Below are 25199 nucleotides of genomic sequence, written 5' to 3'. Positions count from 1 at the left end.
TAAGCATCTGGTGGAAAAGGGGCGCTACTATAGCACAAAGAAAAGCCGGAGGCGCAGCGCCTCCGGTTAACTTTAGAACGTCATGCTCAGCTGAGCCCCTGCGCCCCAGGTTTCGTCTTCACCGTACAGGCCCATCAGGTCAACATGCACGGTGCTAAACGGCGCGAAACCGACACCGCCGGTAAAGACATTGCTGTCGTTACCCTTCACGTCGGCACGATAACCCGCACGGACCGCCAGCCAGCTCAGCGGCGTCACCTCGGCACCGACACCCACGTACTGCGACGTATCTTCGCTCTTGAAGCCTTTGGTTTCGGTCAGATCGCCATCGGCGGTCAGCGTCACCAGATCGTTGTGCCAGGCGGCACCGGCGGTCACCAGCGGACGGATCTGGTAGGTGTCTTTATAACTCACCACTTCTCCCGTACGGCCATTGCGGATACGGATATCTTTGGTGTCGATATCACGCGACATCAGGTTTTGTCCGCTCACGCCGACGGTCCAGTTTTCGCCGAAATCGGCCGCAATACCGGCATCCACGTTGAAGCCCGTATCATCAGTACGGTAGCGGCTGTCGTTCCACTTGTTACTGTCGTAATCGTAGATTGACGTGGTGTAGTTATAGACCCAGGTTTTTTGCAGTTTTGGTGTTACGCCCACGGAAACCGGGACGCCGCCGAGATCAAACTGACGGGCAACGGCAACACCGTAGTCGGAGACAATCGCCGCCCGGCCGGACGCCGTGGAGTTGAGGTTCTTGGTGATCTGATCCGTACCGTTCAGCGCAGCATCCAGCGCAACACCGGCCGCCACCACATTACTTCGTTGAATACCACGCAGATAATCAATATCTTGCTGATCGATAGACGAGCTCACCCGGCCATGGGCATAGCCTTTCGCCATGAAGGCTACCGAAAGGACATCGTTAGGGATACTCACCGCAAGCCCTGCCCCTGCCGTTGCGCGTGCGGTTTTGCCTTTGAGATAGTCCAGCTCATCGGCCAGATCTTTGGCCGCGCCCTGGAATTGATTAATGGAACCTAATGGATTGGTGATAATTTCTCGTGGCGTGAGATTATCAACCACATCCTTGTAGTGATTAATTTTGTCGTTGATGTTATCAATCTCGTCCTGAAGATTGTCTTCATCCGTGATTTGCGCGCCAACCGAAGGCAATATGACCGTCACATCATCGTCCGGTTTTGCCTTTGCCAGCAGCGCGGGGTTGATTAACGCCCCACTACCATAGCTTCCCGAAGCCACGCCGGTGCCACCCATTGCGTCGCTGCGTGATTCTGTCCAGGTATTGGCTGCTCCCGCCTGATTTGCCATAAACAAGGAGACAGCAATGCTAACCACCGAAAATTTAAAATTTTTTTTCACAGTATGCCCGTTATAGTCTGTTATGAAATAACCCCTGTCTGTTATCACCCAAACAGGAACGAACTATTGCTGTGAATAAGTAGTAAAAGACCCGCTATTTCTTTCCCTAAGTAAAACTCCCTTACGGCCTGTTATATTTTGTGACGGCCCTCAATATTTATAGAAGAGGAAATTATTTTTTCCCAGGTTTTCCATCATGCGGCCCAAAAAACTGTGGGGGATGGTCTACCCAGCGATCTTCCCGCGTGGCGGCATACTCAGGGTTGAGCGGATAGTAGATGCGGTTGTGCTTCTTGTTGGCCTCGCCAACGACCAGTAACCGAACCTCGTCGTCCGTGTTGTTGATAAAGGTATGACAGATGCCGGTGCCGGCGGGAAAACCTACACTGTCGCCAGGTTCCAGCTTCCACAAGTAGCCGTTAATCCAGGCTTCAGGGTAACCTTCGAGCACGTAAATAAACTCTTCTTCGTCGCTCTCCGCATGCGGATAGGACGTTCTGCGCCCCGGCGGCAGGCGCTCATGATGGATGCCAATACGCCCGAGCCCAAGCCTGCGAGCCAGCGGTGCGCCGATAGAGAACAGCTCATCGCTGTCGGGGTAGGTCGAGTCATCCGCGCCTTCCACGTCGCGCCAGTGCCGAATACAGTCAGGTCTTTTCATTATGCATCTCCCGGTTTGCGATGGGTCAGGTATAGCACAGACTGGCGGATCTCGGTGTTTTTAGCAGAACATGATAAAGTGGGGGTTTTCCGTCCTATAACATCCGGGGTGCTACATGGATAAGTCCACAAAAGAGCTGTTAGCGCAGGCCGAAAAGCTGTGTGCGCAACGCAATGTGCGCCTGACTCCGCAGCGCCTTGAAGTCTTACGCCTGATGAGCCTGCAGCAGGGTGCCATCAGCGCCTACGATCTGCTGGATCTGCTGCGCGAAAGCGAGCCGCAGGCAAAGCCGCCAACGGTCTATCGCGCACTGGATTTCCTGCTTGAACAAGGTTTTGTGCACAAGGTGGAATCCACTAACAGCTATGTGCTGTGCCATCTGTTCGATCAGCCCACCCACACATCGGCGATGTTTATCTGTGACCGCTGCGGCGTGGTGAAAGAAGAGGCTGCGGAAGGCGTGGAAGATATTATGCATACGCTGGCAGCGAAAATGGGTTTTGCCCTGCGTCATAACGTGATTGAGGCGCACGGGCTCTGTTCCGCGTGCGTGGAGGTGGAAGCCTGTCGTCATCAGGACGCGTGTCAGCACGACCACTCTATTCTGGTGAAGAAAAAGCCGCGTTAACGGCAAAAGAAAAGGCGGCTTAGAGCCGCCCTGTGGGTTATTCAGCGTTACCAGCGGTAGTCGTTGCGTTTTTCCCAGTCGCCCACTTCTTTTTCCGCCTGGTCTTTTGCGTAGCCGTAACGTTCCTGAATTTTACCGACTAGCTGATCGCGTTTACCTTCGATGACGGTCATGTCGTCATCCGTCAGCTTACCCCACTGTTCTTTCGCTTTACCTTTGAACTGCTTCCAGTTGCCGCCGATTTCGTCTTTATTCATCATCGTGTCCTCTTCGTTAAGCGTCGGGTCGTAACGTCCGTTACGTTCTTTTCTGCTGGACGTGATAATTATTGTAGTTAAGGATTCCGTGGTTAATTTCATATTCGGAATCTTTAACCGTCACGATATATCGGAGCGTGGGGGAAACCAGGTATTGTTTTGCCAGTGTCGATGCCAGATAAACGCCAGCGACAACCCGCGCAGTGAGAGGAAGACGGCCAGGGCCAGCCACAAACCATGATTCCCCAGCCAGGGGAGCGTCAGCAGCGTCAGGCCAAACCCGGCCGCCGCGACGGCCATGCTGTTACGCATTTCGGCCCCGCGCGTCGCACCAATAAACATGCCGTCCAGCAGATAACACCAGACGCCAACCACCGGTAAAACGACTTGCCAGATGAGATAGTGGCTCGCCAGCTCGCGTAGCGCAGGGAGAGAGGTAAGCAATGCAACGATCTGCTCACCAAAGCAGGCGTAAACCAGGCCAAATGCCAGCGCCACCAGTCCCGACTGACGGCAGGCTGCCCGCCAGACATCCCGTAGCTGCCCGCTTTCGCGCGCCCCGTACGCCTGCCCGGAATGCGCTTCAACCGCATAGGCAAAACCGTCCAGCGCGTAGGCGGTAAATGTCAGCAACGTCATCAATACTGCGTTGACCGCGACGATGTCTGGCCCCAGTCGAGCCCCGAAAACCGTCAGTGCCCCGAAGCAAAGCTGGAGAAGAAGCGAGCGCAGCATGATGTCACGGTTGAGGGCCAGCAGCTTACGGATATTGCCGCGCCATGCGGTTTTGAGCAGCGCCAGGGAGATCCCGCGCATGGCCAGTACCCGCCAGACCATCCACAAGCCAATGATAAAGGTCCCGTATTCGGCAATCGCCGTCGCCAGCGCCGCACCCCGCACGTTCATATGCAGACCCATGACCAGCCAGACATCCAAAACGATATTGAGCAGGTTACCCACCACCAGCAAAATCACGGGCGCACGGGCGTACTGCACGCCCAGTAGCCACCCCAGCAGAACCAGGTTAGCCAGCGATGCGGGCGCGCTGAGCCAGCGGATTTCAAGGAAACGTCGCGCCTGCTCTAATACCGCCTCGCTGCCGCCAACAATATGAAGCGCAAGATCGATCAGGGGTGCCCGCAATAAAACGATGAACGCACCCGCGCCAAGCGCGAGGATCAGCGGCTGCACCAGCGCGCGCGCCAGACGCAGCGGATCTTTCGCGCCATAAGCCTGTGCGGTAAGACCGGTAGTGCTCATGCGCAAAAAGAGCAGCAGCATAAACAGGAAGCTGGTTGCCGTCGCGCCAATCGCCACGCCGCCAAGATAAACCGGTGAATCAAGATGGCCTATAACGGCAGTATCGACCAGTCCCAGCAAGGGCACGGTAATATTGGAGAAAATCATCGGCAGAGCAAGACGCCACAATGCCTTATCGGATGCCGTCAGCAGTGACATGAAAGATACCGGGAGTGGGGAATGAATCAGGCTACAGCGGTGCCATAGCCTGTGAGGAAGAGGTTACAGCCATTCACCGTTGCGAATCACCCCGACCGCCAGTCCTTCGATAGAGAAGTTCTGTTCGCGGAGATCGACCACAATGGGTGAAAACTCGCTGTTTTCAGGCAGCAACTGTACGCTGTTACCCTGTTTTTTCAGACGCTTAACGGTCACTTCGTCATCAATGCGCGCCACCACCACCTGGCCGTTTCGCACATCCTGTGTTTTATGCACCGCAAGCAGATCGCCATCAAGAATACCGATGTCTTTCATCGACATGCCGCTGACGCGCAGCAGGAAGTCAGCGCTCGGTTTGAACATGCCAGGATCGACCTGGTAGTGACCTTCAATATGCTGCTGAGCCAGTAAAGGCTCACCGGCAGCAACACGCCCTATCAGCGGAATGCCCGTCTCTTCTTCCACCAGCAGGCGGATACCCCGTGACGCGCCCGAGACAATCTCAATCACGCCCTTACGCGCCAGCGCTTTCAGGTGTTCTTCGGCAGCATTTGGAGAACGGAAACCCAGACGCTGCGCGATTTCCGCACGCGTGGGTGGCATACCCGTCTGGCCGATATGATCCCGGATGAGATCAAACACCTCTTGCTGCCTGGTCGTTAACGCTTTCATTCCGCCCCCTGGGTGTATATACAGTTATGCTGTGAGTATATACAGTCAAAGGCGATTTTGGAACCAAAAACTGCACAAAAAACCAGGGACTTAATTATTCCTCGAGGCTCATCGGAAATGTGACCAAAGCAGCGTGACCCAGGTGATAACGGCAGTGATAATCGCCAGCAACACGGCAGCAGAGCCCATGTCTTTTGCACGGCCAGAAAGCTCATGGAAATCGGAACCAATGCGATCCACAACGGCCTCAATAGCGCTATTAAGAATTTCCACTATCATCACCAGAAGAACGGAACCGATAAGCAGTACGCGGGTAATCGCATCAACATCAAGGAAACAGGCGACGATCACCGCGATGATAGCGGCGACGCCCTCCTGGCGAAAGGCGGCTTCGTTGACCCATGCGGCACGGAAACCTTTCCATGAATAGCCGGCGGCTTTGATGATACGTGTTAACCCAGTGGTATTATTGGCCATTAAAAGAACCTTTTTTAAAAAAGAGCGTCAGTAACAGGAGCCGTAGCGCGTTTCGCTACAGCCTGAAGTATGACGGGTAACAACAGAAATTTTGCGCGCTTTCTGTTATCCTTGCGCCGCAATTGCATTATTAACCAGAGGCTTTACATCGTTTATGTCCGGCTGGCCACGAATTTACTACAAATTACTTAATTTACCATTAAGCATCCTGGTAAAAAGCAAGTCTATCCCAGCAGAACCCGCGCTGGAATTGGGGCTCGATACGTCACGCCCCATTATGTACGTTTTGCCTTATAACTCGAAGGCTGACTTACTGACGCTTCGCGCCCAATGTCTGGCGCATGACTTACCTGACCCGCTTGAACCGCTGGAAGTTGACGGTACGCTGCTGCCGCGCTACGTGTTCATTCACGGTGGACCGCGCGTGTTTACCTATTACACGCCAAAAGAAGAGTCCATCAAGCTGTTCCATGACTATCTCGACCTGCACCGCAGCAATCCCGATCTGGATGTGCAGATGGTGCCGGTATCGGTGATGTTTGGTCGTCGTCCGGGCCGTGAAAAAGGCGAAGAGAATCCGCCGCTGCGCATGCTTAACGGCATCCAGAAGTTCTTCGCGGTCTCCTGGCTGGGACGCGACAGCTTTGTGCGTTTCTCCCCTTCCGTTTCGCTGCGTCGCATGGCGGACGAGCACGGCACCGACAAGATCATCGCGCAAAAACTGGCGCGCGTGGCGCGTATGCACTTCGCCCGTCAGCGCCTGGCTGCCGTAGGACCACGCCTCCCGGCTCGTCAGGATCTGTTCAACAAGCTGTTGGCCTCCAAAGCGATTGCCCGCGCCGTTGAAGATGAAGCGCGCAGCAAGAAAATTTCGCATGAGAAAGCCCAGCAGAACGCCATTGCGCTGATGGAAGAGATTGCAGCGAACTTCTCTTACGAGATGATTCGCCTTTCTGACCGTATTCTCGGCTTTACGTGGAACCGCCTCTATCAGGGCATTAACGTCCATAACGCCGAGCGCGTGCGTCAGCTGGCGCATGATGGCCATGAGATTGTCTATGTCCCCTGCCACCGCAGCCACATGGACTACCTGCTCCTTTCCTACGTGCTCTATCATCAGGGGCTGGTACCACCGCACATCGCAGCCGGTATCAACCTGAACTTCTGGCCAGCAGGTCCGATTTTCCGCCGCCTGGGCGCGTTCTTTATTCGTCGTACCTTCAAGGGCAACAAGCTCTACTCCACCGTGTTCCGCGAGTATCTTGGCGAGCTGTTCAGCCGCGGCTATTCCGTGGAGTACTTCGTGGAGGGCGGTCGTTCCCGTACCGGACGTCTGCTCGATCCGAAGACCGGCACGCTGTCGATGACCATCCAGGCGATGCTGCGCGGAGGTACCCGTCCGATCACGCTAGTGCCTATCTACATCGGCTACGAGCACGTGATGGAAGTGGGCACGTACGCGAAAGAGCTGCGTGGTGCGACCAAAGAGAAAGAGAGCCTGCCGCAGATGCTGCGCGGCTTGAGCAAGCTGCGCAATCTCGGTCAGGGCTACGTGAACTTCGGTGAGCCGATGCCGCTGATGACGTACCTGAACCACCACGTTCCGGAGTGGCGCGAGTCCATCGATCCTATCGAAGCGGTGCGTCCGGCCTGGCTGACGCCAACGGTTAACGGCATCGCATCCGAGCTGATGGTGCGCATTAACAACGCCGGTGCGGCTAACGCCATGAACCTGTGCTGTACGGCACTTCTGGCTTCACGCCAGCGCTCGCTGACCCGTGAACAGCTCACGGAGCAGCTGGATTGCTATCTGGATATGATGCGTAACGTGCCGTATTCGGTTGATTCGACCGTGCCTTCTGCAACCGCCAGTGAACTTATCGATCACGCGTTGCAGATGAACAAGTTTGAAGTCGAAAAGGACACGATCGGCGACATCATCATTCTGCCGCGCGAGCAGGCAGTGCTGATGACCTACTACCGCAACAACATCACGCATATGCTGATGCTGCCGTCGCTCATGGCCGCCATTATTACCCAGCATCGTCATATCTCCCGTCAGGAGCTATTGCGCCATCTTGAGACCATCTATCCGATGCTGAAAGCGGAGCTGTTCCTGCGCTGGAGTAAGGATGAGCTGGCGACAGAACTGGATAAGATGACGGAAGAGATGCGTCGCCAGGGGCTGATTACCCTGAACAACGACGAGCTGCACATCAATCCGTCACGCTCCCGCACCCTGCAGCTGCTGGCGGCCGGTGCGCGCGAAACGCTGCAGCGCTACGCCATTACGTTCTGGCTGCTGAGCGCGAATCCGTCTATCAACCGCGGTACGCTGGAGAAGGAGAGCCGGACGCTGGCCCAGCGCCTGTCCGTTCTGCACGGCATTAACGCCCCTGAATTCTTCGACAAAGCGGTCTTCAGTTCCCTGGTGCTGACGCTGCGTGATGAAGGCTTCATCAGCGATACGGGTGATGCTGAGCCGGAAGAGACGCTGAAGGTGTACCAGATGCTGGCAGAGCTGATTACCTCGGACGTGCGCTTGACGATTGAGAGCGCCACGCAGGGTGAGTAACACAATGCCGGGTTATGGCCCGGCCTGACGCCCTGGATAATAAAAAGGCCCGGTAAGCGCTGACGCTACCGGGCCTTATTTTTAGCCTTGTTAAATCACCGCATTTAGCTGAGCAGCGTAAAGGCAATCATCCCGACAATTGCACCCGTCGTGCCGAGAATGGTTTCCATCAGCGTCCAGGTTTTCAGGGTTTGCGCTTCGGTGGCGCCGGTAAACTTACCGAACAGCCAGAAGCCGGCGTCGTTAACGTGAGAGACCACAATCGAACCGCCCGCGATACAAATAGAAAGCGCGGCCATCTGGGCACCGGAGTAGTTCAGCTGTTCAATCACCGGCATCACCAGACCCACGGCCGTTAAACACGCCACGGTAGCAGAACCCTGGATGATACGTACCGCCGCAGCCAGCACAAAGCAGGTCACCGCAATCGGCAGGCCCATCCCGGTCAGCGCTTCACCCAGAGCCGGGCCCACGCCGGAATCCACCAGCACCTGCTTGAATACGCCGCCTGCACCGATCACCAGCAGGATAATCCCCGCAGGCTGCAGCGCCGCACCGCAAATCTCCATCACCCGGTCTTTTGGCATCCCCTGACGCATCGCCAGGCCGTAAATCGCCACCAGACACGCCACCAGAATTGCCGTGAACGGGTGACCGATGAACTCAAACCACTCGTAGGCAGTGGACCCCACCGGCACAAAGCGCGCAGCGATGGTTTTCAGACCCACCAGCACCAGCGGCAGCAGGATCAGCGACAGGCTGAAGCCGAAGGATGGCATTTTGCCCTCGCCCAGGTGCGGCTCGGTGATGTCATCCGGAATATGCAGCTCAACGTAACGGCTGATGAAATTGCCCCACAGCGGGCCGGCGATGATCATCCCCGGGATTGCCGCGCACAGGCCAATCAGAATCATCCAGCCAAAGTCGGCGTGCATCTGGGATGCCAGCAGCATCGGGGCGGGTCCCGGCAGCAGAAACGCCGCAGCCGCCGCCACGCCCGCAAACAGCGGAATGACCAGCTTCACGAGGTTAGTACCGGTATGGCGCGCCATGGAGAATGCGACGCTTATCAGCAGCACAACGGCCACTTCGAAGAACAGCGGCAGCGCGCAAATCAGACCGGCCAGACCAATCGCGTAGTGCGCACGGCTGTGGCCAAAGGATTTCAGCATCTTGACGGCAATCTGGTCGACCGCACCCGTCTCGTGCAAAATCTTGCCAAACATCGCGCCCAGCGCGACCACAATCGCCAGGAAGCCCAGCGTACCGCCCATCCCTTTTTCCATCGTCGCGGCGATCTTGTCGAGCGGCATACCGGAAAAGAGACCTGCACCAATAGAAACCACCATCAAAGCAACAAAGGCGTGCATACGCGCCTTCATCACTAAAAACAGCAGCAGCAATACCGAACCCACTGCTGTCAAAACTAGCGTTAATGTACTCAAAACTTACTGCCTTTTATTAATGACCTCGATGGTGCTGGCAACAACACCCTCCAGTGACTGATCGATATCAACCACTAAGACGTCTTTTTCGTCTTCACCCGGTTCCTGCAGCGCTTCGAACTGCGTTACCAGCATCTGGGTTTTGAAGAAGTGACCTTTACGCGCCTTCAGGCGGCTTTCAATCACCTCGAAATCCCCTTTCAGGTAGATGAAAGAGAGGTTTGGGTTGCCGTCGCGCAGCAGGTCGCGATAGGTTTTTTTCAGCGCGGAGCAGACGATCAGGGAGACTTTGTTGGTGCGCTGCATCGCGAATGCGGCGTCGTTCAGCGCCTGCAACCACGGTTTGCGGTCGTCGTCGTTCAGCGGCTCGCCGGAGGCCATTTTCATGATGTTGCTGCGCGGATGGAGGAAGTCGCCATCAAGAAACGCAGCCTGGAGTTGATGCGCCACTTCGCTGGCCACGGCTGATTTCCCGCTACCGGAAACGCCCATCAGGACGTAGACGTGGTGATCGTGATTAGTCGTGCTCAAAGGGTGTCCCTCAGTCAATTGTTACGGGTAACAGTTATCGGTAACATTGTCCTGCTGGGGCAAAAGAGAAGCAATATCCAAACGTGCGCGAAGTGAATAAGTGTGAGCTACTTCAAATTTGTCAGTTCAAATAGATCCACCCGGTGACAAGGTGAAACCTAAATCTAACATTTTCGGGGTCACCGTCTCGCCACGAATGCGCGCCAGCAGGCGTTCTGCGCCAATACGGCCCATACGTTCACGCGGCGTCAGGACGCTCGCCAGACGCGGCTCCATCACCTGGCCAATATCGTGGCCGTGGAAACCGGCGATCGCCATATCATCAGGGATCTTCAGCCCCAGACGCTGACACTCAAATGCTGCGCCGACCGCAAGGTCATCGTTGGTACAGAAAATACCGTCCAGTTGCGGATACTCGCGTCGTGCCTGACGCATCAGCTCAATACCCGACGTATAGGAAGAGGACTGCTCCACCATCACGCTGTACGGGGTTAAGTTCGCGTCGAGCATCGCCTGCTCGTATCCCTTCTGTTTGATGATAGTACGTTCATCAAGACGCGCACCCAGATAGGCGATATGACGATGCCCGCGGGCGATGATGGCCGCCGTCATCTGACGCGCCGCTTCGAAGTTATCAAACCCCACGGCGATGTCGAGGCACGGCGACTGGCTGTCCATCAGCTCCACGACTGGGATACCGGCCACTTCAATCATTTTGAGCGTCCGGGCAGTGTGGGTTCGTTCGGTTAAAATCAGGCCGTCAATGTTCCAGGAAAGCATCGATTCAAGACGTTCCTCTTCAAGTTCCGGCTTGTACCCGTAGTGGGCGAGCATGGTCTGGTAGCCAAACGCATCGGTAACGCTTTCGATTCCACGTAATACTTCGGCGAAAACCTGGTTGGTCAAAGAAGGAAGCAGAACGCCCACCGCGCGGCTGGTCGCATTGGAGAGAATATCGGGCGCGCGGTTGGGGATATAACCCAGTTCATCAAGGGCAGCGGCAATCTTGCCACGTAACGCCACGGAAACCTGTTCCGGGTTACGTAAAAAACGGCTGACCGTCATTTTGGTCACACCGACGCGATCGGCGACATCCTGAAGTACGGGGCGTTTCTTTTTCATCGTCCTGAGAAATCTTGAAGTGAGAGATTTGCTCAGTTTACCACGGACAAAGCCCATCCTTCCCCTGTCAAAGGGAAGGATGGGGATTTATTTATGTTTTATTACACCGGCGGCAGGTCAAACAGCAGAATTTCGCTTTCGCTGTCGGCATGCACGGAGATCGCCTGCTCGTCCCAGATGGCCAGACCATCGGCGGTTGTCGCTTTGGTCCCGTTGATGGACACGTCGCCTTTCACCACCTGGATCCAGACGCGGCGGTTAGCGGCAATCTGATGCACGGACTGTTCATCTTTCGCCAGCGCCCAGCGGTACAGCTCCATATCCTGATGCACTTTCAGGGAGCCTTCACGCGCATCCGGGGAGAGCACCAGCTGTTTACCCTGTTTCGCGTCGAAGCGGCGCTGCTCGTAGCGCGGCGTGATGCCGGTCTCTTCTGGAATGATCCAGATTTGATACAGGTGCAGTTTTTCCGTTTTGCTTGGGTTGTACTCAGAGTGACGCACCCCGGTACCCGCGCTCATAATCTGGAACTCGCCCGCCGGAACCTGCTCTTTGTTGCCCATGCTGTCCTGGTGCTCAACCGCGCCTTCCAGCACATAGGTCAGGATTTCCATGTCTTTGTGCGGGTGGGTACCGAAGCCCTGGCCCGCATCAATCACGTCATCGTTAATCACGCGCAGTGCGGAGAAGCCCATGAAGTTCGGGTCGTAGTAGTCGGCAAACGAGAATGAATGCCATGAGTCCAGCCAGCCATGATTCGCGTGACCACGTTCGTTTGCTTTGCGTAAGTAGATCATTGTTTTCACCCTCAGTTCGTTTCGATGGAGTAAGTGTGGACGCAAACGGCCTGGGATCATAGGGGGTGAAAATTGACTCCTCTGTTCAAAAATTGTGAACAAGTGCAGAGGAGCCGTTTTTGCTTATTTTGCGAGGGTTATCGTGGCAGGAGAAGCCTGTTCGAAGGCCCGTTCAAGGATTTCGAGGTTGGTCAGAACGTCAGATTCCTTGACGTAATTCGCCATGCCGTTTGTGAGGGTCTCAAACAGCGCATCATAGACGCGGCCATAGTCGCCGGTTTCCGGCTTCAGCGTTTCTTTGACCGTCACGCCCTCGTCGTTCACATACTCCAGCACGCCCACGGAATCGTCCGCGGCAAAGCCTGGTTCACCCGGCATGATATTGGCCTTCAGGCTGGTCTCCTGCTGGTCGATACCGTATTTGATAAACGAACCTTTAGTGCCGTGAACGATAAATTTCGGGTAGTCGATTTTCACCAGGTGACTGGTTTTGACGATGGCCTTCAGATCGCCGTAGAACAGCTGGGCTTCGAAGGTATCGTCCGGGTTGGCTTTGTTGCGCAGGCTGCGAATGTCATACGCCACGTGGTCCGGGCGGCCAAACAGGGAGATGATCTGGTCCATGGTGTGCACGCCCAGACCATAGAACGAACCATCCTGAGGCAGTCCGGGTTGCGTTTCCGCCACCGGACGGTAGTAATCGAAGTGGCTTTCGATTTCCACGATGTTGCCGAGCTTGCCGCTTTCAATCGCTTTTTTCGCCGTCAGGAAGCAGCTGTCAAAGCGACGGTTCTGATACGGCGTGACGGTCAGGCCTTTGCTTTTCGCCAGCGCGAACAGCTCTTTCGCTTCGGCAATAGTCGGGGTGAACGGCTTTTCTACCAGCACGTTTTTACCCGCATTGAGCGCGCGTTTGGCATAGTCAAAATGGCTGTCGGCGTGGGTGCAGACAACCACCAGCTTCACCTGTGGGTCGTTAAGCACCTCATCGAGATCGCTGGTGAAGTGGATGTGGGAATACTGCGGAGATTGCTCTTCCGGCTTCGCGCGGCGGCGGTAGATATGGGCCACATGCCAGCTGTCTTTGCGGTTAAGAACATACGGCAGGTGATAGCGGGTCGTACTTTTACCAAATCCAATAAATGCGCAATGTAGTGTCATAGCTCAGTCCTTTTGGAAGGTTACTGAGTCTAACCATAACAAAAAAAAGCCAGCTAAAAGCTGGCTAAAGTAATACTGGAAGCAATGTGAGCAATGTCGTGCTTTCAGGTTCCCGTAGGGGTCTTCCTGAATGCAGAGCAATAATAATCATTCTCATTCGCACTTGTCCAATACTTTTTGCAAAAAATAGCGGTTGACTCAAATTTTAAAGTCATTGATGTTGGAAGGGACGTTTAACTGACTGAGGAACAAGGAATGAGTGAGATAGTGATACGCCATGCGGAACCGAAAGATTATGACGCCATTCGTCAGATCCACGCCCAACCGGAGGTGTACCACAACACACTACAGGTTCCTCATCCATCTGAGCAAATGTGGCAAGAACGACTCACCGACCAGCCTGGCATTAAGCAACTGGTCGCCTGTATAGACGGTAATGTCGCCGGGCATCTGTGCATCGCCGTCGCGCAACGCCCACGCCGCAGCCATGTGGCTGATTTTGGGATTTGTGTCGGCGCGCAGTGGCAAAACCGGGGCGTTGCCAGCGCGCTGATGCGCACCATGATTGATATGTGCGATAACTGGCTGCGCGTTGACCGCATTGAGCTGACGGTGTTTGTCGATAACGAGCCGGCGATTGCGGTGTACAAAAAATACGGGTTCGAAATTGAAGGCACCGGCAAGCGCTATGCCCTGCGCAACGGCGAATATGTGGACGCGTATTATATGGCGAGAATGAAGTGACACACTCCCCTCACCCCGGCCCTCTCCCCATAGGGGCGAGGGAGAAAAGACCGCACCGTGCAATCCCCTCTCCCCTATGGGGAGAGGGTTAGGGTGAGGGGAATAATCAATACCCCGCCGTCAAATCATCCACCGAACGCGGATCTGATGCGCCAAACAGCGCTCCGTCCGGCCCCACCATAATGCTCTGGGTGCTGCCCATCGCCTCTTTCACCGCCACCTTCTGCCCACGCTGCTCAAGCAGTTTAATGGTGTCCGGGCTAAAGCCCTTCTCGACGCGCAGCTCGTCCGGCAGCCACTGATGGTGGAAACGTGGGGCGTTGGTGGCTTCGGCGACGTTCATCCCAAAGTCGATGCTGTTCACCACCATCTGCAATACGGTGGTGATAATCCGGCTGCCGCCCGGGCTACCGGTTACCAGCCAGGTTTTGCCCTCTTTCACTACGATGGTGGGCGACATGGACGACAGCGGGCGTTTCTTCGGCCCTACCGCGTTCGCATCGCCGCCGACCAGCCCGTAGACGTTCGGCACGCCCGGCTTGGCAGAGAAGTCATCCATCTCGTTATTCAGCAGAATGCCGCTGTTACCCGCCACAATCCCGGTGCCGAAGGTCGTGTTGAGCGTATAGGTCACCGCCACCGCGTTACCGTCTTTATCCACCACCGAGAAGTGGGTGGTCTGGTTGCTTTCATACGGCGCCAGCTTGCCGGGGCGGATCTCGCTCGACGGCTTAGCCTTGTTGATGTCGATCTGATCGGCAATAGATTTGGCATAGGCTTTATTAGTCAGCGCCTGCCACGGCACCTTCACGAAGTCCGGATCGCCGAGATATTCCGAGCGGTCGGCGTAGGCGCGTTTTTCCGCTTCCGCCATCACCTGCATGGCATCCGCGCTGCCGAAGCCGAACTTGTGCATATCGAAGTTTTCAAGAATGTTGAGGATCTGCACAATGTGAATGCCACCGGAAGACGGCGGCGGCATGGAGAAGACCTCATAGCCGCGGTAGGTGCCGCTAATCGGCTCGCGCTCCACCGGCTTGTAGTCCGCCAGATCCGCTTTGGTGATGAACCCGCCGTTCTTCTGCATCTCTTGCGCAATCTGGTCGGCAATCGCCCCTTTGTAGAAGGCATCAGGACCGTGCTCCGCAATCAACTCCAGGCTTTTAGCGAGGTTCTTCTGCACCAGCTTATCGCCCTTCTTCAGCGGTTCACCGTCTTTCCAGAAGATGGCCTTGCTGTTTTCGTGATTCGGAATCACTTCGCTGCCGTAGGTTTTGAGGTCGTCTGCCAGCGCGTCATTCACCACAAAGCCCTCCCGCGCCAGCTTGATAGCAGGCTGTACAACCTTATTCAGCGGCATCGTGCCGTATTTTTCCAGCGCCAGCGAGAAGCCCGCAACGGTACCCGGCGTGCCGGACGCGAGATGCGAGGTCAGGGATTTTTTACTGTCCGGGTTCCCCTGGTCATCAAGGAACATGTCCCGTGATGCCTGAGAAGGTGCCATTTCACGGAAGTCGATGGCGGTGGTTTTCCCGTCTTTGGTGCGCAGCATCATAAAGCCACCGCCGCCCAGGTTCCCCGCCTGCGGGTGCGTCACCGCCAGCGCATAGCCCACGGCGACCGCCGCATCCACCGCGTTACCGCCCTGCCTGAGAATATCGACGCCCACGCGGGTCGCCAGCGCATCCACGGATGCCACCATGCCGTGGGTTGCCCGCACGGGATGAAAAACATCTTCCTCCACGCCGTAAGAGACCGGAGGCGCCGCGGGCGGGTTGGCCGCCACGCTAAATGTACCGCCTGCCATCAGCGCGGCGAGGGCGACCCAGCGCAAAAACGTTGGTTTCATCATTATTGTTCTCCAGGTGAAGGGATCCATATTCCCCGCTTAAGCCTGGTTCACAACTCCTAAAAAATCATCGTCATGGTGAAATCAGGGTAAACTTAAGAGAGACCTCAAAAGGAGGAAATGACAATGAAACGCTTATTGATACTTACGGCGCTGATCCCCTTTGCGACGCTCGCACAGCCACTCAACACCATGAATAACCCGAACCAGCAGGGGTATGTCATCCCGAGCCAGCAGCGTATGCAGACCGAGATGATGAGCCAGCAACAGCAGCAAAAAGGGATGCTGAATCAGCAACTGAGAACGCAGACCCAGATGCAGCAACAAAGCCTGCAAAATCAGATGAACGCCAACACCCAGCGCGTGCAGCAGGGGCAGGTGCGCGAGCAGCCGTTGCCGAACAAAAACGGCGGAATGTTAGGTGGGATGACCTCGTCAGGTAGCGGACAGCAGCATATGCTGCCGCCGCAGTCGAATGGCAGTATGCTTAATCCGCAGAACTAAAGTCCGGGCCGATCAGGTCAATCGCATCGGTACAGATGCTGTCCACGCCCCAGCGCAGCAGTTCGGCCGCACGCTGGGGTTTATTGACGGTGTAAACCAGAATATGCAGGCCCGCGTCTTTCAGCATCTTCACCCGCGCCTCATCCAGCAGCTTGTGATTCAGATGAATAGAGACACACGCTAAGCGCGTCGTCAGCTCGCGCCAGTCCTCGCGCCACTCGTCCAGTAGCAGTCCGCGCGGCAGTTCCGGCGCTGCGGCCTGTGCGGCCTCCAGCGCATCGATTTCAAATGATGACAGCAGCGGTGCGGTCATCCCCTCCCACAGCTCGCGCGCGGCAAGGGCAATGACTTTGCCCGTCAGCGGCCCGGTGCCGGTGGTCGGTTTAATTTCGATATTGGCCATCATGCCGTGCTGGCGACAGCGATCGGCCACTTCCGCCAGCAGCGGCAGCGGTTCGCCTTTGAATTCGCCGCTGTACCAGCTTCCGGCGTCGACTTTCAGCAGATCGCGCCACGGCAGCTCGCCCGCGACGCCCCAGCCGTTGCTGGTGCGTTCGAGGTTATCGTCATGCAGCAGGAAAATCTCGCCGTCTTTCGACAGCTTGGCGTCGAACTCGATCATCGTGTGGCCGTAGCGCGCGCCAACGTCAATCGCCGCCAGGGTATTCTCCGGCGCCAGCTTACCGCCGCCCCGGTGGGCGACGACATGGGGATAAGGCCAGTTGCTCATACTCGTTGTCCTGTTTCACCGTCAAACAGGTGCAGATGATTTTCCGGCAGGTGCAGCCACAGCGTGCTGCCTGCTTTAGGGCGCTCCTGATGTGCCAGCCGCACCACCATTTTTTGCTCGCCCCAGCGCCCGTGCGCCAGGTTATCTGCACCCAACATCTCCAGCGTGTCCATCACCAGCGGCACGCCGCCTTCCGCCTGAGTGGTTAAACCGATATGTTCCGGGCGGATACCGAGCGTCATCTTACGCCCGGCGTAGCCACGATAGTACCAGTTGATCGGCAATGCCATCCCGCTTTCCAGCTCAAAGTGCGAGCCCGCACTGCTGATGCGCCCTTCCAGCAGGTTCATCGCCGGGCTGCCGATAAAGCTCGCCACGAAACGGGTGGCTGGTTTCTCGTAGACTTCCACCGGGGTACCAATCTGCTCGGCAACGCCTTTGTTCATCACCATCACGCGCTGGGCGAGGGTCATGGCTTCGACCTGATCGTGGGTAACGTACAGCGACGTGGTTTTCAGACGACGGTGCAATTGCTGCAGCTCAAGGCGCATCTGCACGCGCAGCTTGGCGTCGAGGTTAGAGAGCGGCTCGTCGAACAGAAATACCGCCGGGTCGCGCACGATGGCGCGCCCCATCGCTACGCGCTGGCGCTGGCCGCCGGAGAGCTCGCGCGGGCGGCGCTTGAGCAGGCCGTCCAGTTCCAGAATACGGGCGGCTTCTTTCACGCGCTCCTCGATATGGCCTTTGCCCATGCCGCGGATTTTCAGCCCCCAGGCCATGTTCTCTTCCACGCTCATGTGCGGATAGAGAGCGTAGTTCTGGAAGACCATCGCGATGCCTCTGTCTTTCGGCTCCATCTCGGTGACGCGCTGGCGGTCAATCCAGATATCCCCGGAGGTCACGCGCTCCAGCCCCGCCACCATGCGCAGCAGGGTGGATTTGCCACAGCCGGACGGGCCGACCATCACGATAAACTCCCCGTCCGCCACGTCGAGCGTGAGCGGCTGAATCACCTGGGTTTTGCCGTCCCAGCTTTTGGTTACTGCCTGAAGTTTTAAACCTGCCATCTTATTTCTCGCTATCGACCAGGCCGCGGACAAACGCGCGCTGCATGGCTAAAACAATGACTACGGGTGGGATAAGGGTAAGCAGCATCGCCGCCATCACCTGGTTCCAGAGGGTGGTGCCTTCGCCGGTGGCAATCATGCCTTTGATGCCCGCCACGGCGGTGCCGAGATTGACGTCCTGAATAATCAGCAGCGGCCACAGGTACTGGTTCCAGCCGTAGATAAAGGTGATCACAAACAGCGCCGCAAGGTTGGTTTTCGACAGCGGCAGCACGATGTCGCGGAAGAAACGCATCGGCGATGCGCCATCAATGCGCGCCGCTTCAATCAGCTCGTCCGGCAGGGTCATAAAGAACTGGCGAAACAGGAATGTGGCGGTCGCCGAGGCCATCAGCGGCAGGGTCAAGCCCGCGTAGCTGTCGAGCATCTTCAGGTTGGCGATCACTTCCACCGTAGGGAAGATACGCACCTCCACCGGCAACATCAGGGTGATAAAAATCATCCAGAAAAACAGGTTGCGCAGCGGAAAACGGAACCAGACGATGGCGAAGGCCGAGAGCATCGACACCGTAATTTTGCCGACCGTAATGCCGAACGCCATGATGAAGCTGTTGAGCATCATCAGCCAGAACGGCGCGCTGTTGGCGCCCACGCCCTGGGTCCAGATGGTCTTCATGTTCTCGAACAGATGTGTGCCTGGGATCAGCGTCATCGGCGTGTCGAACACCGCTTTGGTGTCCAGCGTGGCGGCGACAAAGGCCACGTACAGCGGGAAGAGGATGACGATAATCCCCAGAATCAGCATGGTGTGGCTGAAAATCGTCAGCCCGCGACGGTTCTCAATCATTGGTAGCGCACCTTACTTTCGACATAGCGGAACTGCACCACCGTGAGGATGATGACGAGGAACATCAACACCACCGACTGCGCGGCGGAGGCGGAGAGATCCAGCCCGGCGAAGCCTTCGCGGTAGATCTTGTAGATAAGCGTCGTGGTCGCCTGCACCGGGCCGCCTGCGGTGGCCGCATCGATCACCGGGAAGGTGTCGAAGAAGGCGTACACGAGGTTAACCACCAGCAGGAAGAAGCTCACTGGGGCGATCAGCGGCAGCGACAGCCTGAAGAAGCGACGAATCGGCCCTGCGCCGTCAATCGCGGCGGCTTCCACCAGCGAACGGGGAATGGACTGCAGCGCGGCAAAGAAGAACAGGAAGTTGTAACTGATCTGCTTCCACACCGAGGCGAACACCACCAGGAACATCGCCTGACCGCTGTTCTGGGCGTGGTTCCAGTCGTAGCCGAACTCTGCCAGGAAATGGGTGATCAGCCCGCGACCGGGGTTAAACAGGAAAATCCACAGTACGGCAGCGACGGCGGGTGCCACGGCGTACGGCAGCAGCATCAGGGTCTGATAAATACGACTGCCGCGCACCACGTAGTCCACCAGCGCGGCGAAAAACAGCGAGGCGACAAGGCCGCTGACGGTGACCAGCGCGCTGAACTTCATCGTCGTCCAGAAGGCGTCCAGGTAGTAGCTGTCATGGAACAGCGCGGTAAAGTTGTCCAGCCCGACAAACTGGCTGGAGAGCCCAAACGGATCGACGCTTTGTACCGAGTACCACAGTGCTTCGCCCGCAGGCCAGATAAAGAAGATAACGGTGATGACCAGCTGAGGCGCGACCAACAGGTACGGCAGCCAGCGGGAACGGAACACCGGACGGGATGATGACATTGAGATTGGGTTCCTGAGCAATGCCGGGTGGCGGCTGCGCCTTACCCGGCCTACAAATATTTCTCCCTCTCCCCGTGGGAGAGGGTTGGGGTGAGGGCATCAGCCCGCACGATCCCCGTAGGCCCGGATCGCTACGCGTCACCGGGCGAATCACGGATTACGATTTCGTCGACTGCTCAAAGCGGCGCAGCAGCTGATTCCCGCGCTCTACTGCGGAATCCAGCGCCTGCTGTGGCGTTTTCTTCCCGGTCCACACGCTTTCCAGCTCTTCATCCACGATGGTGCGGATCTGCGGCATGTTGCCCAGGCGCAGGCCTTTGGTGAACGGCAACGGCGGCTTGTTCAGCATCTGACGCGTCGCGATGTCCGCGCCCGGGTTCTTGCTGTAGAAGCCCTGCTCGCGGGTCAGGTCATACGCGGCTTTGGTGATCGGCAGGTAGCCGGTCTTCTGGTGCCATTCGGCAGCGTTTTCCGGCTTCGCCAGGAAGTCGAGGAATTCGGCCACGCCTTTATAGGTGCCCTTGTCTTTACCCTGCATCACCCACAGGCTCGCCCCGCCGATGATGGCGTTCTGCGGCGCGCCCTTCACGTCAGCGTCATACGGCATCATGCCCACGCCGTAATTGAATTTGGCGTAGTGACGGATATCCGCCAGCGAGCCGGACGAGGCGGTGGTAATGGCGCAGTCGCCGTTGTAGAACTTCTCGGTGGATTCGTCTTTACGCCCGAAGTAGCTGAAGTCGCCCTTCTTGTTGAGTTCTTCCAGCAGCGCAATGTGCTTCACCTGCTCCGGCTTGTTGAACTCCAGTACCGCATCGGTGCCGTCGAAGCCGTTGTTTTTGGTCGCCACCGGCAGGCCGTGCCAGGCGCTGAAGTTTTCAATCTGGATCCAGCCCTGCCAGCCGCTGGCGTAGCCGCACTTCATCCCCGCCGCTTTCAGCTTCGCAGTGTATTCGGCCAGGTCCTGCCAGGTTTTTGGCGGCTGCTCCGGGTCTAAACCGGCTTTCCTGAAGGCGTCTTTGTTGTAGTACAGCACCGGCGTGGAGCTGTTAAACGGCTGAGACAGCAGATGTCCGGTTTTGGAATCGGTGTAGTAACCCGCTACGGTCGGCACAAACTGGGATTCATCAAAGTTGATACCCGCCTCTTTGAACACTTCATACACCGGCTTGATAGCTTTGGAGGCCATCATGGTGGCGGTGCCCACTTCATAAACCTGTAACAGTGCAGGCGCGTTGCCGGTACGGAAGGCGGCGATGCCCGCGCTCAGGCTCTGCTCGTAGTTACCTTTGTACACCGGCACAATTTTGTAATCCGGATGGGTGTCGTTGAAACGCTGCGCCAGGGAGTCAACTTCTTTACCCAACTCCCCTTCCATGGAATGCCAGAACGGAATGGTCGTCACAGCCATTGCGTTCGTCGCAAAAGCCAGACCCAGTGCCAGACCCAAAGCTGTGTGTCGTAACGATGTCATTGTCATCTCTCTTATTGTGCCGGATGCGCGATATCACGCGTTTTATGCTCGCGAGGTAACATGACATGCTCGAATGACAGAAAAATAACTGTTTGTTTACAGATAAGTGACAGTAAAGGGTCAGGGGGATGATGGTTGTGTGAAGGGGTGTAGTGGTTAAAAAAGCCGGGTGGCGGCTACGCCTTACCCGGCCTACTCGATCCCTGTAGGCCCGGTAAGCGCAGCGCCACCGGGCGATACAGACGGCTCAGCCGCCCAGGTAAGCGCTCCGCACCGCTTCGTTCGCCAGCAGCGCATCGCCGGTGTCTTCCAGCACCACGCGGCCGTTCTCCAGCACGTAGCCACGGTCAGCGAGCTTCAGCGCCTGGTTGGCGTTCTGCTCGACGAGGAAGATGGTCATCCCCTCTTTACGCAGCTGCTCGATGGTGTCGAATATCTGCTGGATGATGATCGGCGCAAGACCGAGCGACGGCTCGTCCAGCAGCAGGAGACGCGGCTGGCTCATCAGCGCGCGGCCAATTGCCAGCATCTGCTGTTCACCGCCGGACATGGTGCCCGCACGCTGAATGCGACGCTCCCACAGGCGCGGGAAGAGTTCGTACACCCACTTGATGCGGGTCTGGTATTCATCGCGATGGGCGAAGAAACCGCCCATCGCCAGGTTCTCTTCCACCGTCATACGCGAGAAGACGCGACGCCCTTCCGGGACAATCGCCACCGCCTCACGCATGATTCTGGCCGTCTGCCAGTCGGTAATGTCTTTGCCATCAAACACAATCCGCCCGCTGGTGGCGCGCGGGTCGCCGCACAGGGTGCCGAGCAGCGTGGTTTTGCCCGCGCCGTTGGCGCCAATCAGGGTAACGATTTCACCCTGATTGATATGCAGGCTGACATCGTGCAGCGCCTGGATCTTGCCGTAGTGCGCGTTGACCTTGTCGAACGTTAACATCGCTTTTTCCATCTTATGCCTCGCCCAGGTATGCGCGGATCACGTCCGGGTTGTTGCGGATCTCTTCCGGCGTGCCGTTTGCCAGCGGCGTACCCTGGTTAACCACGTAGATACGGTCGGAAATGCCCATTACCAGCTTCATGTCGTGCTCAATCAGCAGAATGGTGGTGTCGTGGTGATCGCGCAGCTCGGCAATCAGCTCGTCCAGCTCTTTGGTCTCTTTCGGGTTGAGGCCCGCCGCCGGTTCGTCGAGCATCAGGATCTCCGGCTGGGTCACCATGCAGCGCACAATCTCCAGACGACGCTGGTCGCCGTAGGCCAGGTTACTCGCCTGACGGTTGGCGTGCTGCAGCAGGCCAATGCGGTCGAGCCAGGTGGCGGCGCGATCGAGCGCTTCATCCTGGGCGCGGCGGAAGGCCGGGGTTTTCAGCAGGCCGGAGAACAGCCCGGTTTTCAGCTGCTGATGCTGCGCGACCAGCAGGTTCTCAATCACCGTCATCTCGCGGAACAGACGCACGTGCTGGAAGGTACGCACCACGCCCATGCGGGCAATCTGCTGGCCCGGCAGCCCTTCAAGATGCTTGTCGCGCAGCATGATGGTGCCGCCCGTCGGCTTGTAAAAACCGGTCAGGCAGTTAAAGACGGTGGTTTTCCCCGCGCCGTTCGGGCCAATCAGGGAGACAATCTCTTTCTTGTGCAGATCCAGTGACACATTGTTGACCGCCAGCAGGCCGCCAAAACGCATCATCAGACCGTTAACGGATAATAATGGCTGACTCATGCCTGCTCTCCTTTCGCTTGCCCGTTCTTCAGCTTCAGCTGTGGACGGGTCATCGGCAGCAAGCCCTGCGGACGCCAGATCATCATCAGCACCATCAAACCACCCAGCATTAACATGCTGTATTCGTTAAAGTCGCGCATCAGCTCGCGCGAGACCACCAGCAGGATGGCCGCGAGGATAACGGCAAACTGCGAGCCCATCCCGCCGAGCACCACAATCGCCAGCACAAAAGCGGATTCGGCAAAGGTGAACGATTCCGGGCTGACGAAGCCCTGACGCGCGGCAAACAGCGTCCCGGCGAAACCGGCAAACGCGGCGCTGATGGTGAACGCGGTCAGCTTGATGCGGGTCGGGTTCAGGCCCAGGGAACGGCAGGCAATCTCATCTTCGCGCAGCGCTTCCCACGCACGGCCCAGCGGCATGCGCAGCAGACGGTTAATCACGAACAGGGTAATCACCACCAGCAGCAGCGCCACCAGATAGAGCCAGATGACGCGGTCGGACGGGTCATACTTCACGCCGAAGAAGTTACTGAAGGTGTCCCAGCCGCCTTCGCGGGCGGTACGGCTGAACTCCAGGCCAAAGAAGGTTGGTTTCGGGATCTGGCTGATGCCGTTCGGGCCGCCGGTCACTTCGGTGTTGTTCAGCAGCAGGATACGGACGATTTCGCCAAAGCCTAAGGTCACAATCGCCAGGTAGTCACCGCGCAGGCGCAGTACCGGGAAGCCGAGCAGGAAGCCTGCCGCGGCTGAGACCAGCCCCGCCAGCGGCAGGCAGGTCCAGAAGCCGAGGCCGTAATAGTGGTTCAGCAGCGCGAAGGTGTAGGCGCCGATGGCGTAGAAGCCGCCGTAGCCCAGCACCAGCAGGCCAGAGAGCCCCACCACCACGTTCAGACCGAGACCGAGGATCACGTAGATCATGGTCAGGGTAGCGATATCCACGGTGCCACGAGAGACCACAAACGGCCACGCCACGGCAGCCACCAGCAGCGCCACGAGGAACAGCTTCTGCTTAACGGTAGACCCGTCGATGGCCGGCAGAACGAATTTCGGCCCGGAGACGTTTTTCAGCGACTTCTGGAACAGCGGACGCAACAGCTGGAACAGGAACACCACGGCAGTGCCGATAAATACCCACTGCCAGCGGATGTCGGGTGCGGTATCCACCACCAGCTTCGTCCCATCCAGACCTAACTGGACGCCCATAAAGACGCCTGCCAGCACGAAGAACATGGCGGCAGAGAGCAGCGCCATTGCAAAATGCATCGGTTTCATACTTTCTCTACCTCCGGACGGCCCAGAATGCCGGTAGGCATGACCAGCAGAACCAGAATCAGCAGGGCAAACGACACCACATCTTTATATTCCGTGCTCAGATACGCCGAGGAGAGCGCTTCCGCCACGCCCAGGATCAGGCCGCCAATCATCGCGCCCGGAATACTGCCGATACCGCCCAGCACCGCCGCGGTGAAGGCTTTCATCCCGGCCATAAAGCCGATGTACGGGTTGATCACGCCATAGAACTGGCCGAGCAGGACACCCGCCACCGCCGCCATCGCGGCGCCAATCACGAAGGTCAGGGCAATCACGCGGTCGGTGTTGATGCCGAGCAGGCTCGCCATCTTCAGGTCTTCTGCGCAGGCGCGGCAGGCGCGTCCCATCCGCGAGTAGCGGATGAACAGCGTCAGGGCAAGCATCGCAATAAAGGTCACGACCCAGATAACCAGCTGCATGGTGGTGATAGAGGCCGCGAAGTTTTCACTGGCCCCCACAATCCACTGGCCGTTAAACAGGCTTGGCAGCGCCACGTCGCGCGAGCCTTCGGTCAGGCTGACGTAGTTTTGCAGGAAGATCGACATCCCGATGGCGGAAATCAGCGCAATCAGGCGTTTGGAGCTGCGCACCGGCCGGTAGGCCACGCGCTCGATGCTCCAGCCGTAGGCGCTGGCAATCACAATCGCGCCGACAAACCCGGCGGCGACCAGCAGCCAGCTGCTGTCGATGCCCATCATCATCAGGGCGGCGATAATCATAAAGGAGACATAGCTACCGATCATGTAGACCTCGCCGTGGGCGAAGTTAATCATGCCGATAATGCCGTAAACCATCGTATAGCCGATGGCGATCAGCGCGTAGGTGCTTCCCAGCGTGACGCCGTTAAACATCTGCTGCAGGAAATAGAGAAACTGCTCGGACATATGTAA

General features: G+C 57.3%; 25 protein-coding genes. 4 read left to right on the top strand and 21 right to left on the bottom strand.

Features of this window, described 5'->3' with window-relative positions; genetic code table 11:
* Nucleotides 1-72 precede the first annotated feature (72 nt).
* Together ACMGGU_RS22995 and ACMGGU_RS22990 are read right to left on the bottom strand one after the other, a co-directional pair.
* The gene (locus ACMGGU_RS22995) at nt 73-1383 is read right to left on the bottom strand and encodes a conjugal transfer protein TraF (protein WP_252077958.1); all 1311 of its coding nucleotides are present in this window, start codon (nt 1381-1383) and stop codon (nt 73-75) included.
* Nucleotides 1384-1555: 172 nt separating this feature from the next.
* Nucleotides 1556-2044 carry a cupin domain-containing protein gene (locus ACMGGU_RS22990; RefSeq protein ID WP_048030220.1) on the bottom strand — a complete coding sequence of 163 codons (489 nt, stop codon included), beginning with the start codon at nt 2042-2044 and terminating at the stop codon, nt 1556-1558.
* A gap of 115 nt (nt 2045-2159) precedes the next feature.
* Between ACMGGU_RS22990 and zur the strand changes: the two genes are divergently transcribed.
* On the top strand, nt 2160-2672 hold the full coding sequence (gene zur, locus ACMGGU_RS22985; protein WP_008503369.1) for a zinc uptake transcriptional repressor Zur: 513 nt from the start codon (nt 2160-2162) through the stop codon (nt 2670-2672).
* Between the two features lie 47 nt (nt 2673-2719).
* On the opposite strand, the gene ACMGGU_RS22980 is transcribed toward zur, so the two are convergent.
* The 4 genes from ACMGGU_RS22980 to ACMGGU_RS22965 form a co-directional block, all read right to left on the bottom strand.
* Nucleotides 2720-2929, bottom strand: coding sequence for a CsbD family protein (locus tag ACMGGU_RS22980; protein WP_014830284.1), 210 nt, complete (start codon nt 2927-2929; stop codon nt 2720-2722).
* A 120-nt stretch (nt 2930-3049) separates the two neighbouring features.
* Nucleotides 3050-4387 carry an MATE family efflux transporter DinF gene (gene dinF / locus ACMGGU_RS22975; RefSeq protein WP_252077957.1) on the bottom strand — a complete coding sequence of 446 codons (1338 nt, stop codon included), beginning with the start codon at nt 4385-4387 and terminating at the stop codon, nt 3050-3052.
* 63 nt (nt 4388-4450) lie between these two features.
* Complete coding sequence (gene lexA, locus ACMGGU_RS22970; protein WP_045909165.1) at nt 4451-5059, bottom strand: transcriptional repressor LexA; 609 nt, start codon at nt 5057-5059, stop codon at nt 4451-4453.
* 108 nt (nt 5060-5167) lie between these two features.
* The gene (locus ACMGGU_RS22965; RefSeq protein WP_021242750.1) at nt 5168-5536 is read right to left on the bottom strand and encodes a diacylglycerol kinase; all 369 of its coding nucleotides are present in this window, start codon (nt 5534-5536) and stop codon (nt 5168-5170) included.
* A gap of 154 nt (nt 5537-5690) precedes the next feature.
* On the opposite strand from ACMGGU_RS22965, the gene plsB reads away from it, so the two are divergent.
* A complete protein-coding gene (gene plsB / locus ACMGGU_RS22960) occupies nt 5691-8111 on the top strand; it encodes a glycerol-3-phosphate 1-O-acyltransferase PlsB (protein WP_021242749.1) in 2421 nt (806 codons plus the stop codon).
* Nucleotides 8112-8215: 104 nt separating this feature from the next.
* On the opposite strand, the gene gntU is transcribed toward plsB, so the two are convergent.
* From gntU to ACMGGU_RS22935, 5 genes are all read right to left on the bottom strand, one after another.
* A complete protein-coding gene (gene gntU / locus ACMGGU_RS22955; RefSeq protein ID WP_014833577.1) occupies nt 8216-9556 on the bottom strand; it encodes a gluconate transporter in 1341 nt (446 codons plus the stop codon).
* A gap of 3 nt (nt 9557-9559) precedes the next feature.
* Nucleotides 9560-10087 (bottom strand): gluconokinase, encoded by a 528-nt coding sequence (gntK, locus tag ACMGGU_RS22950; protein ID WP_008503362.1) that lies wholly within the window; start codon nt 10085-10087, stop codon nt 9560-9562.
* Between the two features lie 126 nt (nt 10088-10213).
* Complete coding sequence (gntR, locus tag ACMGGU_RS22945) at nt 10214-11209, bottom strand: gluconate operon transcriptional repressor GntR (protein WP_021242747.1); 996 nt, start codon at nt 11207-11209, stop codon at nt 10214-10216.
* Nucleotides 11210-11310: 101 nt separating this feature from the next.
* Nucleotides 11311-12006 carry a pirin family protein gene (locus ACMGGU_RS22940; protein WP_021242746.1) on the bottom strand — a complete coding sequence of 232 codons (696 nt, stop codon included), beginning with the start codon at nt 12004-12006 and terminating at the stop codon, nt 11311-11313.
* Between the two features lie 123 nt (nt 12007-12129).
* The gene (locus ACMGGU_RS22935; protein ID WP_069719701.1) at nt 12130-13167 is read right to left on the bottom strand and encodes an oxidoreductase; all 1038 of its coding nucleotides are present in this window, start codon (nt 13165-13167) and stop codon (nt 12130-12132) included.
* Between the two features lie 255 nt (nt 13168-13422).
* On the opposite strand from ACMGGU_RS22935, the gene yhhY reads away from it, so the two are divergent.
* Nucleotides 13423-13911, top strand: coding sequence for an N-acetyltransferase (yhhY, locus tag ACMGGU_RS22930; RefSeq protein WP_063622869.1), 489 nt, complete (start codon nt 13423-13425; stop codon nt 13909-13911).
* Between the two features lie 106 nt (nt 13912-14017).
* On the opposite strand, the gene ggt is transcribed toward yhhY, so the two are convergent.
* Nucleotides 14018-15763 carry a gamma-glutamyltransferase gene (gene ggt / locus ACMGGU_RS22925; protein WP_420300951.1) on the bottom strand — a complete coding sequence of 582 codons (1746 nt, stop codon included), beginning with the start codon at nt 15761-15763 and terminating at the stop codon, nt 14018-14020.
* A 123-nt stretch (nt 15764-15886) separates the two neighbouring features.
* Here ggt and ACMGGU_RS22920 point away from each other — a divergent pair, with 123 nt between their 5' ends.
* A complete protein-coding gene (locus tag ACMGGU_RS22920) occupies nt 15887-16264 on the top strand; it encodes a DUF2756 family protein (RefSeq protein ID WP_196353074.1) in 378 nt (125 codons plus the stop codon).
* Here ACMGGU_RS22920 and ugpQ read toward each other — a convergent pair.
* The 9 genes from ugpQ to livH form a co-directional block, all read right to left on the bottom strand.
* Nucleotides 16248-16994 (bottom strand): glycerophosphodiester phosphodiesterase, encoded by a 747-nt coding sequence (ugpQ, locus tag ACMGGU_RS22915; RefSeq protein ID WP_008503355.1) that lies wholly within the window; start codon nt 16992-16994, stop codon nt 16248-16250. The two genes, ACMGGU_RS22920 and ugpQ, sit on opposite strands and share 17 nt — an antisense overlap.
* Nucleotides 16991-18061 (bottom strand): sn-glycerol-3-phosphate import ATP-binding protein UgpC, encoded by a 1071-nt coding sequence (locus ACMGGU_RS22910; protein WP_045909162.1) that lies wholly within the window; start codon nt 18059-18061, stop codon nt 16991-16993. Before ACMGGU_RS22910 ends, ugpQ begins: the two co-directional genes overlap by 4 nt.
* A gap of 1 nt (nt 18062) precedes the next feature.
* The gene (gene ugpE, locus ACMGGU_RS22905) at nt 18063-18908 is read right to left on the bottom strand and encodes a sn-glycerol-3-phosphate ABC transporter permease UgpE (RefSeq protein ID WP_013099125.1); all 846 of its coding nucleotides are present in this window, start codon (nt 18906-18908) and stop codon (nt 18063-18065) included.
* Entirely contained in the window at nt 18905-19792 is an 888-nt protein-coding gene (gene ugpA / locus ACMGGU_RS22900) for a sn-glycerol-3-phosphate ABC transporter permease UgpA (RefSeq protein WP_032650577.1), read from the bottom strand. The genes ugpE and ugpA overlap by 4 nt, the downstream gene beginning before the upstream one ends.
* Nucleotides 19793-19949: 157 nt before the next feature.
* The gene (gene ugpB / locus ACMGGU_RS22895) at nt 19950-21266 is read right to left on the bottom strand and encodes a sn-glycerol-3-phosphate ABC transporter substrate-binding protein UgpB (RefSeq protein WP_008500103.1); all 1317 of its coding nucleotides are present in this window, start codon (nt 21264-21266) and stop codon (nt 19950-19952) included.
* 247 nt (nt 21267-21513) lie between these two features.
* On the bottom strand, nt 21514-22227 hold the full coding sequence (gene livF / locus ACMGGU_RS22890; protein WP_008500102.1) for a high-affinity branched-chain amino acid ABC transporter ATP-binding protein LivF: 714 nt from the start codon (nt 22225-22227) through the stop codon (nt 21514-21516).
* Between the two features lies 1 nt (nt 22228).
* Nucleotides 22229-22996 carry a high-affinity branched-chain amino acid ABC transporter ATP-binding protein LivG gene (livG, locus tag ACMGGU_RS22885; RefSeq protein ID WP_024906698.1) on the bottom strand — a complete coding sequence of 256 codons (768 nt, stop codon included), beginning with the start codon at nt 22994-22996 and terminating at the stop codon, nt 22229-22231.
* The gene (gene livM / locus ACMGGU_RS22880; protein WP_045909161.1) at nt 22993-24270 is read right to left on the bottom strand and encodes a branched chain amino acid ABC transporter permease LivM; all 1278 of its coding nucleotides are present in this window, start codon (nt 24268-24270) and stop codon (nt 22993-22995) included. Before livM ends, livG begins: the two co-directional genes overlap by 4 nt.
* The gene (livH, locus tag ACMGGU_RS22875; protein ID WP_008500099.1) at nt 24267-25193 is read right to left on the bottom strand and encodes a high-affinity branched-chain amino acid ABC transporter permease LivH; all 927 of its coding nucleotides are present in this window, start codon (nt 25191-25193) and stop codon (nt 24267-24269) included. Before livH ends, livM begins: the two co-directional genes overlap by 4 nt.
* Between the last annotated feature and the right edge of the window lie 6 nt (nt 25194-25199).

The organism is Enterobacter sp. BNK-8, from assembly GCF_048685095.1.
Lineage (GTDB): Bacteria > Pseudomonadota > Gammaproteobacteria > Enterobacterales > Enterobacteriaceae > Enterobacter > Enterobacter quasiroggenkampii.
This window is presented reverse-complemented; position numbering and strand designations above follow the sequence as displayed.